Here is a 13,608-nt window from a genome sequence, read left to right as displayed (position 1 = left end):
CAAATCTCTTTCACTAGGCGGAGCCAACCGGAATAATCAGAAGAAGAATGTATTCAGTGGAACGATTGAAGTTTTCTTTGATAAACCTTATGAAGACAGAGAGTTTGTGCTTGAGGCCCGATTAAGAAATTCCAGTGAGGAAATAACTATCCCATTTACGATCACTCAGCAAATCCCAAGTGAAAAAACGTATAAGATTAATCAGGAAATCGTTATCGATGGTCAAAGGGTTGAAGTTTTAGATGTAACGGTTAATCCGATTCGCACAGCCATCAGGCTAAAAGCGGACTCAGATAATACAAAGGAAATTCTAAACTATGAAGATGTACAGCTTGTTGATGAGCAGGGAGAAACATGGGGGAAAATATGAATGGCGTTACAGCAAGTCGCACATCAGATCATGAACAGACCATTTTCATGCAAAGCAATTATTTTCATGATCCTGAGGAACTGTACCTCGTTTTAGAACGCATGCAGGCAGTTGACCGGGGAAAGGGCAAGATAATCATTGATATGGAAAAAGAAAGAATCATGCAGCAGTCGGATGGAAAGAAACTTAGAAACGTCCAGATAGATGGAGACACATTGAAGGCAGAACTCCATACAGAAGAGGAATTTCATTATTCGATCTTTAGTACCATTATCGGGGCAAACGGAAAAGAAATTAACTCAACTTCAAGTATGCAATTTGGATTTGGTGAGAAGGGATATTCTCAAATAGATGTAACGGCTGCGAGCTTTCCTCGCCTGTATCTATTAAACTGTCCTTTTTCCCTGAATGGATAGAAGGACAGCAAAAAATACGTGTGAAATAGCTGAACATGAAGCCCCCTAATCTGCAAAGATTAGGGAGCTTCGTTGGTAAGAAAGAGTTAAATAATAAGCCACCACTCTGGCTAATTTTTTTGTTAAAAAAATGGCGTTAAATAGACGATAAAGGAACTTATTGTTCCAAGTAACGCACCAATAATACAATCAGTCGGATAATGTAAACCGAGGTACATTCGCGAAAACCCTACTAACATTGCTATTGGTAGGAGGATAATCGCTAAGATGAAGGAGTGTAATGCAAAGATAACAGCAATGGAGAAAATGGCCGTAGTATGACCAGAAGGAAAGGAATAATCCTTAAGCGGGTGTACTCCTAATTGAATATCAGGAAGTTTCACATAAGGGCGCTCACGGCAATATATTTTTTTGATGATATGAACAAAAAGATGACTTAATGCCAGGGAAAAAAGCGACTTTATTGCTACGAGTCGGAACATTGATTCAGATAAAAGAATGATGAATAGCAAAGATGAAATCGTGGATGTTGCTCCTCCTAAATGTGTTACTCTTGGCAAGATTAAATCCAATCCTTTACATCTTAGTTTATGATTGATGATTTGAAATGCATACCTATCATTGACTGATATCCATGTGACAATACGATTCAATACTATCTACCCCCACATAATTGACTAATTCTAATTCAAGTAGATAAGTTAATTCTATTTTAATCTTCCAATGTTAAGACAATTTAAAAGGGATGTTGAGTTTTTGAGAAAAAATAGCAGGCTGTTTCTAAAAGAGTGTTTTTTAAAAGATCATTTATCCATGAGACGCTTCTACAAGCAGTTGATATACACTCCTCTGAACAGGGTGATACAAATGCAGGATATATTAAATTTACCATCAAAAATATTTAGGTTAAATTTACAAGGCATTAATCCTTTAATGGAATTCAGCTGATATACTACACAGATAGAGATAGTCCTTCACTATTTGGTTTAAAAGGTTTTAAGTCAACGAACCAGTTTTGCACCTTGAAATGGGAAGACAACCTTTGGTCTTTAAATGATAGATAACGAGTGAAAGGATATAAGGAGGGGGAATAAACTAAATGGGGGTGTCAATTTGGACTCATCTATTTTCACGTCGATTCAATCCTTTAATTTCCTTATGTTCGTACTATTCACGTTGTTGTATTCGTATAGGTTTGTCTATATGTTTATTGCTTTTAGGATGAAAGGGAGGAAAAGGTCAGTTGAACATGGCAATAAACTGAACAAGTATGCTGTCATTATAGCAGCCCGTAATGAAGAACTTGTGATTGGAGAGCTAATTAGAAGTATTAAAGAGCAAAAATATCCCGAAGAATATGTTGACATTTTCGTTGTAGCAGATAACTGTACGGATCAAACCGTCCAGGTAGCGAAGGAAGGAGGAGCAATTGTTAGAGAGCGTTTTAACAAAACACGTATTGGAAAAGGATATGCCCTTGACTACATATATAAAATCATCGAAAAGGAATATTCGTTTAAAAACTATGATGGATATTTTGTGTTTGATGCAGATAATGTTCTTGAAGAGAACTATATTATGGAAATGAATAAAACTTTTAATCAGGGCTACCGAGTGATAACCAGCTATCGAAACTCGAAGAACTTTGGCCAAAACTGGATTTCTGCTGGATATTCCCTTTGGTTTTTGCATGAGTCTGAATATCTAAATCTTCCCAGGATGACTCTTAATTCCAGCTGTGCTATTTCGGGTACCGGATTTCTGGTAAGCACAGATTTGATTAGAGATAATGGAGGGTGGATTCATCACCTCTTAACAGAAGATATTGAGTTTTCCATAGATCATATCATGAAAGGAGAAAAAATTGGATACTGCAAAAAGGCTATCTTTTATGACGAGCAGCCTGTCACTCTCAAGCAATCATGGAACCAGCGTTTACGTTGGGCCAAAGGTTTTTATCAAGTATTTCTAAGATACGGTAACAATTTGACTAGACAAATTTTTCAAGGGAAAGGTAATAGATTTTCATGCTACGATATGATGATGACCATCATGCCAGCCCTTCTTATCTCCTGTATTAGCATGGTAGTAAATACATGTTTTTACTTAACGGCAATCATTTTAGAAAAAAGCGAGATCGCAACAGTAACCAATCAGGCATTGTTTGAATCCTTTATAGGCTATTATGGGTTACTCTGTTTGATTGGTCTTATTACCACCTTAACTGAGTGGAAAAACATTCACTGTTCTGGTCCGAAAAAAGTGAGTTATGTATTCACGTTTCCTATTTTTATGTTTACCTATATTCCTATTGCAGTCGTCGCACTATTTAAGAAAGTAAGTTGGAAACCGATATCGCATACTGAAGTGAAAGCACTTGAAGATATACGGTGAAACAGCATAGCTGCCCTCTTATTGTATTTTGGGGCTTCTATTATATTTTTGGAATTATTACGACGAAAAGAAGGATAATGAATGATACGCATCTTTTTACTGGTAAGAGACTATTCCTTATCGTACAACCTTGCTTAAATAGAAGATGTATATGTAATAGAAATAGAACTTGGCTTTTAAGGTAGCAGCCACCTAAAGCCAAGTTCCTTTTGTATGTAATAGGCTATGTTAAAGCTTATTGTTGATTTAATACCAGGTTGATTGGAGCGCACTGGAGCGCAAATCAACACCCATATTTAACAGAGCCTTTTAAATATGGGTGCATAAATGATTTCATAATCGGTTTCCATTTTATATATGAAGTGATTACATGATGAAACAGGTTTTATAAAACATGAGTAATAAAACCCCATAAACATATCCAACCCCTAATAGAGTTAAAGAATTATATGGGCTCTTTTTAAATAATCCGTATATACCTATCGTAATATTCCATAAAACTGTAAATCCCCAAAAAATTAGATTTGAAGAGACAAAAAGAAGGATTAGTATAAAGCTTAATAAATAAGCTAAAGCCTGGGAACAACGTAATAAAGCCAACATCCTCAACTCCTGTGAAATATTAAGTTATAGAACTGATTGTTTAATATTTTTATTTCAACAAAAATTTACATAAAAGGTAATTAATTACCAACAAATGTTTTGGCATGGTTTTCATACAGAATTTCAGTAACAAAGTAGTCTTCGGGCCAATATACTGGATAAATTTTGTGTCATATATATTTGACATATAACAAAAAGTCATATATATTGTAAATATAATGACCGAAAGGATGTTTGTCTTGAATAGAGTCAAAGAGTACAGGATGAAACAGAAATTCACTCAGATTGAATTAGCCAAAAAAGTAGGGGTGGCAAGACAAACGGTAAATTTAATTGAGAATGATAAGTATAACCCTTCGTTGTCGTTGTGTATTTCTTTATCCAGAGTACTGAAAACAGATTTAAATGCCTTATTTTGGGAGGAGTAAAACAATGAGAGAAAAGTTGCTAAATCACTTTATTGGAGCAGTTGACAATCGAGATGAATATCAACAACACGAAATCTATAAAGAGTTAGCCTTCTCAGGCATTTTGTTGTGGTATTTGTCGATGTTATTAATGTTTGTAAGTCTTATTTTGGATACGATTCACAATCAGTTTTCTTTGATGACCCTATTACTTTTCATTATCAATATGGTCTATGCAACGCTAATCATGACAAGGTTAAGAAAAAGGCAGCTTGATGAAACAGATTGTGCTTCTATAGAAGAGTATAGGGATAAAAGGAAACGTATAAAAAAATCATCCATATTAGCTGGTATTCAATGGGGACTCTTCATGTTTTTTATTATGCAGTATTTATTTCCTTATTTGTCCACGGGAGAAATTGTCGTAAACTGGGTGCAAACAGTTATATGGGGGATTGGAGGAATCCTATACGGGACTCTCCTTTATCAAATTTCTAAATCAAAGTTAAAGAAGCATTTTTAGTTATAAAAAAGCAGCTGCTCTTTCCAAATGAAGAGCGGCTGCTTTTATTCGTTATTAAATCTTTAGGGGTTTACCCTCATTGTTCTTTACAGAATGCATTTTTAGATTATAGTTTTCTAAAAGGTCTTGAAATTATTTTTTTATACTGTATGATGTATAGTATATAAATAGTGTACGTCATACAGTACTAGGAAGAGGCGAAGATATGGATCCATTAATTCATTCACTCCTAACCGAAATCAGAAGAGGTAATTTAACACTGGCGGTTTTAAGTCAATTGAGATCACCACAATATGGTTATTCGCTCGTTCAGTTACTGAAAGAACTCGGCGTAGTAATTGAACAAAGTACATTATATCCACTGTTACGAAGGCTGGAAAAACAAAAACTCGTGACGAGTTTTTGGGATAAATCTGATAAACGGCCACGAAAGTACTATCAATTAAGTGGGTATGGGGAAGAAGTTTTTCACCAATTGCGAAAGGAATGGATGAAAAATACCAAAAAACTGTATGGTGTCCTAAGTGAGGGGGAAGGTGAACATGAATTTGATTGATCTCTATATCCAGGAGGTTACTAGGTGGCTGCCCAAAGATGAACGAAAGGATATTGCATTAGAGCTTGAATCGGCCATTTATGATATGCTTCCTGAAAATTACGGTGAAGAAGATGTTTATCAGGTGCTTGAAGTAATGGGTGACCCTGCTGTTTTAGCCAACAAATATCGGGAAAAACCTATGCATTTAATTGGTCCGAAATATTATGATGTTTATATGTCATTACTCAAAATCATATTGCCGATTGCTATTGTCATTTCCCTTTTAACAGTAGTAGGTGTGGAATTCTTAAATTCAATTGAGGACAATACGGCTTTACAAACCCTGCTTTCTCTTATTGGTGATGTCATTTCAAATGTCATTACTGCATCGATTCAGGCTTTTGTTTGGCTGACCGTCATCTTTGCTTTAATTGAACGTGTAGATGGAATGAATGATGGTTTACCTAGATGGATGGGTTTCAAATCCTGGAGCCCTGAACATTTAAAACAGGCTAAAAACGTTTCAGAGAAGAAAGCTATTAAAACATCTGAAGTCTATGCAAGATTGATTTGGACTGCATTTTGGGGAACCGGTTATTTTTACGCGGATCATTTATTAGGTATATATGAAAATGGTGCCAATGGTCTAAGATTGGTGATTCCAGTTTTTAACCAGGATGTACTTATGTCGTTTTGGACATGGATTGTTTTATTAATTGGCGCAGAGGTTGTCTTAGCTATATATAAATTGATCAAAAAACAGTGGTCACAAAAATTGGCTACATTCAATATGATTTATGAATTCGTCTCGGCCGTTATATTTATTATCATTCTAACCCGGGCTGACCTTTTTACAGTTGAATTTCTTACTCAACTAAGTGATTGGTTTAATTTAACCCTTACAAATATCAAAAATATTTTGGTAGGGGGCTCAATAACGATAACATTGGTACATTCAGGAATATCGATAATTGATCGTTTTAGGAAAGCTAATGTAAAAACGAGCTAATTCTGAAAAACATAGGGAATAGCTGAAGAAGGGATTATCAAAATAGATAACATCTTTTAGCTTAATCATTTAGAGGGGATTCATTGCTTTGAAAAATGAATACCCCTATGAATAACTATTTATCGTATTTTTTCTTGTTTGTTGACAAGAAAAAAGTATAAGAATAATCCCCCAAACATGATGACCATACTTACAATCATTTGGATTTCTTTATCTAATGGTGTCATTCTTAGGAATACTTCAGGTAAATAAAGGATAGCAGGGACAATAATGGATACCCACGTTTTACTCCAAATAGAGATTGCAATAAAAATTAAGATACACAAACCAATGGTGATGGCATTTCCTAATGGATTAAATTCAATGGATGGCGTATCAACGGTTTTATCAAGAAACATTAATCCAACAAATAATCCAACCGGTATACTACCCAAAAGGAAGAAGAGAATTCGTTCTTTAGTTTTAGACAATGTGTGACTCGCCACATATTTAAATGAACCTGCAAATAAGGTCATCATGATAATAAAGATGGTCAAATCCCCTATGACTTTCAATAATGAATATTCAATCCCGCCTTGAACCGCATTCCCAAGTAGGATATAAGCATATACACCTATAAGCAAAACCGGTATATACTTTAACAATCCTTTGAGATCAAATGCCATTTCACCTGCAAGTTGTTCCATGTATTCTTTAGGACTTTGTCCGATTAAGTGTTCTACATCTTTTCCATCCTTCTCAGCTTCCATGAGATGATCTTCTAATTCAGATATGATTTTCTCAATTTCATGCTCGTTTTTGCCACTTGAAAATAAGTACACTCTTAAGTTTTTCGAGAAAATCCTGGCTCCGTTTTGATAATTCCATGTCACTAGTCCCCTTTCATTAGTTGATTTACACCATTTGAAATCACTGTCCATTTTTCCTTAAATATCTCCAGCTCCTCAAACCCTTGTTCTGTTAATCTATAATACTTCCGTTTTGGTCCGCCTGATGGAACTTGTTTTTTCGTTGTCTCAACAAGACCTTCCCTTTTCAGACGAAGCAAAACAGGATAGATGCTCCCTTCACTTATCATCGTCAAACCACGGTTATTTAGCTTTTCAGTGATTTCATAACCATATGTCTCTCCTTCTGAAATAATCGACAGGAGACATCCTTCTAATATCCCTTTTAAAATTTGACTGGTTGACAATCGTGGACCCCCTCCACCACAATGCTAACATTGTATTACAATGTAGTTATGCAAAAAAATACTACTATATTGTAATGCAATATAGTAAAACTTTAACATATTATACTTCGTATGACAATGTAAGGATTAACAATTTTTAGGCTAAATGATAAAAGTTATTAAGATATCAAAGAGTGGGAGAAAATAATGGATGTTCAATTGAAGCGACTCATTGATAAAGCCTATGAAAAGTTCGGTTTGGAACAATATGAATTAATACGACCCTTCCCATATAAAAACAGACTATTTAGTGTTGTTACACTTATCTTCTTTATTTGTTATGTAACATATATATTGAATTATGTAATATATATGTTACAATTAGCTTGAGGAGAGAGAATAATGGTGAAGAACAAAGTGAAATTAGCACGTGTTCAGGTGGATTTAACACAGCAGCAATTAGCAGAAGAAGTAGGGGTTACCCGGCAAACGATTAGTCTCATTGAGAAAGGAAAATATAACCCTACACTTAAGTTATGCTTAGCGATTTGTTATGCAGTGAATAAAACGCTGGATGAAGTATTTTGGGTTCCTGAGGAGGAAAAACATGAAGAAGATTAAAGATGAACGATTAATATTACAAAATCTAAAAAATATTCGAATCGCTTTTCTCGTCCAAAGTGCAGGCATCGTTGCGATTTTACTTTATGAGACCATATCAAAGGGATTTAGTGAAGTAAGCGATAATCCACTATGGTTCGTATTCATTTTAACTGGAGTTATCTTAAGCTGGCTAAATCTGAGAATCTCAGTTGATATGGATGACAAATCCGGTAAGAAAGCTCCTGGGCCGTATTATCCTAAGGTTGTGATAGCGGCAGTCGTTGGAATGGTCTCAGCACTATTGGTAAAGTTTGGACCAGATGGAGGCAGCACAAGGAATGCCATTATTATAGGGATAGTGTTGTTTGTTTGTTTTCTTGCTTCTTATTCATTCGTTCACTATTTACGAAAAAAACGGTCAGATCATGATGGATAAATTAACAAAATATGATTAATGCGGAATGAAAAGCTGCTCTGTTTTGGAATAGAGCAGCTTTTCCTGTGATGAAGTCATAAATTGTTCGGCGTTAATCAATGAACCCTTTATAAGGTTTGGTGCATCATTCTAACACCTGTCCTCCATTTACGTGCAGGACCTGGCCTGTTACAAAACGAGAATCGTCAGAGGCAAGATAGACAAAAGTTGGGGCAACTTCAAAGGGCTGTCCCTGCCGGCCCATAGGATTATCAGCAAGTGGTACTTGATCTGCAGAAAAACTGGATGGGATAAGCGGAGTCCATATTTTTCCTGGAGCAATGGCATTGACTCGAATGCCTTTCTTAACCAAACTGTTTGCCAAAGAGCGAGTAAATCCGATGTTTGCTGCTTTTGTTGCTGTATAGTCGATTAATTGTTCGTTTCCATAAAAGGGAACAACAGAGGATGTATTAATAATTGAGCTTCCTGCCTTTAAATATTTTAGTGCTTCACGAGTAGTGTAAAAGTGAGAGTAAATGTTAACTTTAAAGGTGTCGTCAAATTGTTCATCTGTAATATCCAGTAAGCTTAATTGCTGAAATTGAATGCCTACATGATTGCATAGAATATCCAGCTTTCCAAACGTTTCCACAGTATGTCTGACAATATCTATACACTGCTGTTTGTTTCTAAGGTCACCAGGCAACAATAAGCAACGTTTACCAATTGCTTCAATTCTGTCCTTAGTTCTTCTCGCATCTTCATGCTCATCTAAGTAAGCTATCGCAACGTCTGCCCCTTCCTTGGCAAAAATAATGGCAGCAGCAGCTCCCATTCCACTGTCTCCGCCTGTTATGAGTGCAACTTTTCCTTTTAATTTTTCACTTCCTTTGTAGTTGGGGTTTTCGATAATGGGCTTGGGTACCATTAATCCTTCTACTCCAGGTTGGCGAAATTGGCGTTGTTCTGGTACGGTCAGGGGTACTTCCTCATATTGTGTAATTTTTCCATAATTTGGGTGCGTGGGATAATGTTGATTGTTTGATTGATTATAAGACATTGATCATCCTCCTCATCAACTATTTAAAATTAAGTTATGTTTATTAGGCGAATGATGTGCAGTACATGCTCGTTTATGTGAAATAAGAATAGTGTAATAGAAGAGAAAGGAAATAAGGAGGAAGTGGAATGCACTATTATTACAATCCTGAAGTGAATTTACTGCTGATTAATCAGTCTAATGAAACAGAAGAATTGCTATATGATGAGAATGCCCATCCCTTTACCGTTCCGAAAATTGGTCCCAGACCACCATACTACTGCTATCCAAGATATGAACCTTATTATCCAATCATCTAGAAACACGTGGATTTATATTCCATAAGATTAAACGTAAGGCATCTTGCAGATCTGCGTATGTTTTATAAAGCTGTTTTCGCATCGTGTGTTGCTCTGCCTTGTAGTAGGTGAAATATACACTACGCTTTCCGCGAGTGAGCCGTGGACCACACGTCTCTCACAGGGCAAGGAAAGCTTGGATGATTTTACATCGCATGAGAAAAATGTGCATACATTTTTTAAAGGAGTCTACGTGTATTTCAACAGCTTGTGCAGCGTATTATTCTCTGATTTACCCTTTACAAAAAATGTAAATCGGCTTCTTGGTTCATAAAATGGGTACCATAGAAGCCTTATTTTTTCATTGAAGTAAAATTGCAACTGTCTTATAAGGCTCGTCTAATTTGTATCTCTCCCGCATATAAATGGTGGGGAGAGGTGAAAAAATTGAGACAAGCAGCTGTAGAAAAATTACCTATCTTTTTGATAATGTTTTTAATCAGCCTGATTATGAGTATTGAGTCACCAGTATTTACTCCCTTTGCGGCCGGTTTTGGTGCTACGAGTATTTTGATTGGAATGATGCTAAGCTTTGGTTCGATGTCTGATTTAGTTGGAAATTTAATGGCTGGCCCGCTGGTTGATCGTTTTGGTAAAAAGTTATTTATCATTTTACCTTTATTTGTATCTGGGGGATTATTTATTGCACATGGATTTGTATCAAATTCGAGGGAATTATTTTTTCTGCATGGCTTAAATGAGTTTGCCATGGCTTTTTTAATCCCGGCAGCATTTACATTGCTTTCAGGATACGCTAAAAACCGGAGGCAGCAGGGGAAAAACATGGCCATTAACGGGATTCTTACAACTATAGCAAGTATTCTGGCCCCGGTAATTGGCGGTCAGCTCGTTGTATGGATTGGCTATGTCAATACGTACTTTTTTATTGGAGCTTCTATGATCCTCACAGGATTGTATGGCTTGAGTTTTTTAAAGGAAAGACATTTTATTGTGAAAGAGCCTAGAGGAGGAGAACAGGTAAGCTTAATGCGGGTATTTACGACGCCGGAATTAAAGCTCATTTATTTAACCGGCTTTGCCGTTATGTATATACACGGCGTTATTGCTTATGAAATTCCATATTTAACGGTGGAAAAAGGCGTTTCCACATTAAATACAGGTCAGTTATTTAGCTTTATGGGGCTAGGAACATTTCTCGCCTTGTCACTCTTTTTTGTTAACCGCTTCGATCCTTTTAAAAGGTTTATAACGGGTTTGACGGGAATGAATATTTCTTTGTTTTTGTTATTTGGATTATCTTTGTCCATGCCTGTCATGTTATTCTGTGTTGGCTTTTTCTTTGGACTGGTCATGCCGGCCATCGCAACAGCCATTACTGAAAGTGTCTCGTCAAAATATCATGGCAGGGCCTTCGGAGTCATGTCTGCTGTGTATTCTTTAGGGATTATCATCAGTTCATTTATAACAGGTGTAATAAGGGAGATGATTTCCCCTTATTTTATCGCCTTTGTTGTAGGAATGTTCATTTTAACGTATGTTGGTTATTCAAAACTAAACATGACATCTGTGGTTCGGCAAAAGGCATCTTAAAGTGCTTCCCCTTAAATGAGAGTATAAAATCAAAAATGAATTCCAGGAGGGCTGGGACAAAAGTTTTTTATAAAAGAGATAGAAATAATGGATGCTGCATAGACCCGCTCCGGAAATATACTTCGCTAAAATCGTTCTTTGTTCTTCGTTGGTTGCCTTTGCTATGTCTCAGCCCCTTTTGTCTTCTTTATCTTCCAAATCATGAATTTATATATCTTACTCATGTTTTACCAAACAATAAATGAAAAATAATTGTAAGGATTTTATGATGTTTTTTGACAAAATACTTGATTCATTGATCGAAATCCCTTTAAATTATATATATAAATAACAATTTTCTAAAAATTCACTATTTACGGTTAATTATGTAATCATATAGGATAGGCTCCATTTTATGTGATGCAGGAACAAGTAGACGCGATGAATATGTGAGAGTAACGATTTTTACTGGTTAACCCATAAAAATCGTTTTCTATAAAACTAAAAGAAGGAGGGGGAAAGATGATTACAGGCTGGACATTATTCTGGTTTGCGGTTCCAATGCCGTTACTCGTAGTCTGGGCAATATATACTTATTTTAAAGAAGGGAAGGATGAAGGTTAATGGATATAAATCCAATATTAATTACGTTTATCGCCTATTTGGCACTCATGTTAACCATTGGTATAATCACTTATCGAAGAACCAATACATTGTCCGATTATGTGTTAGGCGGACGTAAGCTGGGAAGCTGGGTTACGGCTTTTTCCGCTGCCGCGAGTGATTTTAGTGGCTGGTTATTAATTGGTTTACCTGGTGCTGCATATGCGGCGGGATTTGGTCAATGGAGTTTATGGATTGCTGTTGGTCTGGCCATTGGTGCTGCGATTAACTGGACTTATGTTGCGAAACGTCTTCGTGTTTATACGGAATACTCCAATGATTCTATTACTCTACCAGAGTTTTTTGAGAACCGTTTCGGTGATAACTCAAATCTATTACGTGTTATTTCTGCGGTATTCATATTGGCTTTTTTCTTATTTTATACAGCTTCAGGTTTAGTTAGTGGTGCAAAACTGTTTCAGGGAACATTCGATGTTGATTATCATCTTGCATTAGTTATCGGAGCACTTATTATTGTTGGATATACATTTCTTGGCGGGTTTATTGCGGTAAGTTACACAGACTTTATCCAAGGGGCATTAATGACTATAGCACTTGTTTTTACTTCCGTTTATGGACTTATCCAAGTTGGCGGATTTGGAGGTCTTTTTGAGCAACTGGGCGCAGTAAATAGCAGTCTTGTCGATGGATTTGCCGCAACCTCTTATAGTCAGCCAGAAGGAATTCTCTGGGAGGCTGCAGGTCCAATTGGCTTTGTTGGAATCATTTCGGCCTTAGCCTGGGGGCTTGGTTATTTTGGACAACCGCATATTTTGGCAAGGTTTATGGCGATTCGTACCCATAAGGAAGTACGTAAGGCAAGATTGATTAGCGTAACCTTAGGACTTGTTCTTCCGCTGTATGGTGCATTGATTGTCGGGATGTTGGGGATTGTTACCTTTGATCAGCCTCTCGCAGACTCTGAGCAGGTGTTTATTCAGCTTGTACAAGTCGTTTATGACCCATGGATCGCAGGTGCACTTTTAGCAGCTGTCTTAGCAGCGATTATGAGTACAGTTGACTCTCAGCTTCTCGTTTCTTCAAGTGCTCTATCGGAGGATTTCTATCGTAAATACTTCCGAAAAACTGCATCCGAAAAGGAGTTAGTTTGGGTAGGACGAATTTCCGTATTAGTAATTGCGATTATTGCACTATTTATTGCCTGGAATGAAACCAGCTCCGTTCTGGACCTTGTATCTTATGCATGGGCAGGATTTGGGGCTACATTTGGACCTGCCATTTTATTCTCACTATTCTGGAGGAAAACATCCAGAAATGGGGTTCTAGCGGGAATTATTGTTGGTGGTGTCACGGTTTTCACTTGGCAATATACGGGATCAGCCCTGTATGAAATGGTACCAGGCTTTATCTTCTCAAGTATAGCTATTGTAATCTTTAGCTTTGTAGGTCAAAAACCAACTGACGATGTGAAAGAAGAGTATGATAAGGTAGCTGGCGTATAATAAGCATAGGTTTTAAAGGCGTTTTGTTTTACCTTTTAAAAAAAGGCTTCCACTATACTATGTTCATAATTAAAAAGGCACTAAATAATGCATTCATTC

The 13,608-nt window shown here is 36.5% G+C and carries 16 protein-coding genes; 12 read left to right on the top strand and 4 right to left on the bottom strand.

Features of this window, described 5'->3' with window-relative positions; all coding sequences use genetic code 11:
- Positions 1–106 precede the first annotated feature (106 nt).
- Together BMX63_RS11780 and BMX63_RS11775 are read left to right on the top strand one after the other, a co-directional pair.
- Positions 107–370, top strand: a complete 264-nt coding sequence (locus BMX63_RS11780; RefSeq protein ID WP_093135829.1) for a DUF5643 domain-containing protein — start codon at positions 107–109, stop codon at positions 368–370.
- Complete coding sequence (locus tag BMX63_RS11775) at positions 355–786, top strand: hypothetical protein (protein ID WP_093135827.1); 432 nt, start codon at positions 355–357, stop codon at positions 784–786. The genes BMX63_RS11780 and BMX63_RS11775 overlap by 16 nt, the downstream gene beginning before the upstream one ends.
- 122 nt (positions 787–908) lie before the next feature.
- Here the strand turns inward: BMX63_RS11775 and BMX63_RS11770 are convergent, their stop codons facing one another.
- Positions 909–1,439 carry a phosphatase PAP2 family protein gene (locus tag BMX63_RS11770; protein ID WP_093135825.1) on the bottom strand — a complete coding sequence of 177 codons (531 nt, stop codon included), beginning with the start codon at positions 1,437–1,439 and terminating at the stop codon, positions 909–911.
- A 460-nt stretch (positions 1,440–1,899) separates the two neighbouring features.
- Between BMX63_RS11770 and BMX63_RS11765 the strand changes: the two genes are divergently transcribed.
- From BMX63_RS11765 to BMX63_RS11740, 5 genes are all read left to right on the top strand, one after another.
- Positions 1,900–3,180, top strand: coding sequence for a glycosyltransferase family 2 protein (locus tag BMX63_RS11765; RefSeq protein ID WP_245732821.1), 1,281 nt, complete (start codon positions 1,900–1,902; stop codon positions 3,178–3,180).
- Between the two features lie 842 nt (positions 3,181–4,022).
- A complete protein-coding gene (locus BMX63_RS11755) occupies positions 4,023–4,211 on the top strand; it encodes a helix-turn-helix transcriptional regulator (protein WP_177167283.1) in 189 nt (62 codons plus the stop codon).
- Positions 4,212–4,215: 4 nt separating this feature from the next.
- Positions 4,216–4,713 carry a DUF3278 domain-containing protein gene (locus BMX63_RS11750; RefSeq protein ID WP_177167282.1) on the top strand — a complete coding sequence of 166 codons (498 nt, stop codon included), beginning with the start codon at positions 4,216–4,218 and terminating at the stop codon, positions 4,711–4,713.
- Positions 4,714–4,918: 205 nt separating this feature from the next.
- A complete protein-coding gene (locus BMX63_RS11745; RefSeq protein WP_093135815.1) occupies positions 4,919–5,269 on the top strand; it encodes a PadR family transcriptional regulator in 351 nt (116 codons plus the stop codon).
- Positions 5,256–6,260: an HAAS signaling domain-containing protein gene (locus BMX63_RS11740; RefSeq protein WP_093135812.1), complete on the top strand. Its 1,005-nt coding sequence runs from the start codon at positions 5,256–5,258 to the stop codon at positions 6,258–6,260. The genes BMX63_RS11745 and BMX63_RS11740 overlap by 14 nt, the downstream gene beginning before the upstream one ends.
- Before the next feature lie 119 nt (positions 6,261–6,379).
- Here the strand turns inward: BMX63_RS11740 and BMX63_RS11735 are convergent, their stop codons facing one another.
- Both BMX63_RS11735 and BMX63_RS11730 read right to left on the bottom strand, forming a co-directional pair.
- A complete protein-coding gene (locus BMX63_RS11735) occupies positions 6,380–7,081 on the bottom strand; it encodes an HAAS domain-containing protein (protein ID WP_220083829.1) in 702 nt (233 codons plus the stop codon).
- Positions 7,082–7,131: 50 nt separating this feature from the next.
- Positions 7,132–7,455, bottom strand: a complete 324-nt coding sequence (locus tag BMX63_RS11730) for a PadR family transcriptional regulator (protein WP_093135807.1) — start codon at positions 7,453–7,455, stop codon at positions 7,132–7,134.
- Between the two features lie 384 nt (positions 7,456–7,839).
- Between BMX63_RS11730 and BMX63_RS11720 the strand changes: the two genes are divergently transcribed.
- Both BMX63_RS11720 and BMX63_RS11715 read left to right on the top strand, forming a co-directional pair.
- Complete coding sequence (locus BMX63_RS11720) at positions 7,840–8,055, top strand: helix-turn-helix transcriptional regulator (protein ID WP_093135925.1); 216 nt, start codon at positions 7,840–7,842, stop codon at positions 8,053–8,055.
- Positions 8,042–8,473, top strand: a complete 432-nt coding sequence (locus BMX63_RS11715) for a hypothetical protein (RefSeq protein WP_093135802.1) — start codon at positions 8,042–8,044, stop codon at positions 8,471–8,473. Before BMX63_RS11720 ends, BMX63_RS11715 begins: the two co-directional genes overlap by 14 nt.
- Before the next feature lie 124 nt (positions 8,474–8,597).
- On the opposite strand, the gene BMX63_RS11710 is transcribed toward BMX63_RS11715, so the two are convergent.
- The gene (locus BMX63_RS11710; RefSeq protein WP_093135799.1) at positions 8,598–9,515 is read right to left on the bottom strand and encodes an SDR family oxidoreductase; all 918 of its coding nucleotides are present in this window, start codon (positions 9,513–9,515) and stop codon (positions 8,598–8,600) included.
- A 128-nt stretch (positions 9,516–9,643) separates the two neighbouring features.
- Between BMX63_RS11710 and BMX63_RS18075 the strand changes: the two genes are divergently transcribed.
- The 3 genes from BMX63_RS18075 (at position 9,644) to putP (ending at position 13,509) form a co-directional block, all read left to right on the top strand.
- The gene (locus tag BMX63_RS18075) at positions 9,644–9,814 is read left to right on the top strand and encodes a hypothetical protein (RefSeq protein ID WP_177167281.1); all 171 of its coding nucleotides are present in this window, start codon (positions 9,644–9,646) and stop codon (positions 9,812–9,814) included.
- Positions 9,815–10,231: 417 nt separating this feature from the next.
- Entirely contained in the window at positions 10,232–11,404 is a 1,173-nt protein-coding gene (locus tag BMX63_RS11705) for an MFS transporter (RefSeq protein ID WP_245732820.1), read from the top strand.
- Positions 11,405–12,006: 602 nt separating this feature from the next.
- Positions 12,007–13,509, top strand: a complete 1,503-nt coding sequence (gene putP / locus BMX63_RS11700; protein ID WP_093135796.1) for a sodium/proline symporter PutP — start codon at positions 12,007–12,009, stop codon at positions 13,507–13,509.
- The last annotated feature ends 99 nt before the right edge of the window (positions 13,510–13,608 follow it).

Source organism: Salinibacillus kushneri, from assembly GCF_900111405.1.
Taxonomy (GTDB): Bacteria; Bacillota; Bacilli; order Bacillales; family Alkalibacillaceae; genus Salinibacillus; species Salinibacillus kushneri.
Note: the sequence above shows the minus strand (reverse complement) of the source record. Positions and strands in the feature narration are given on the sequence as shown.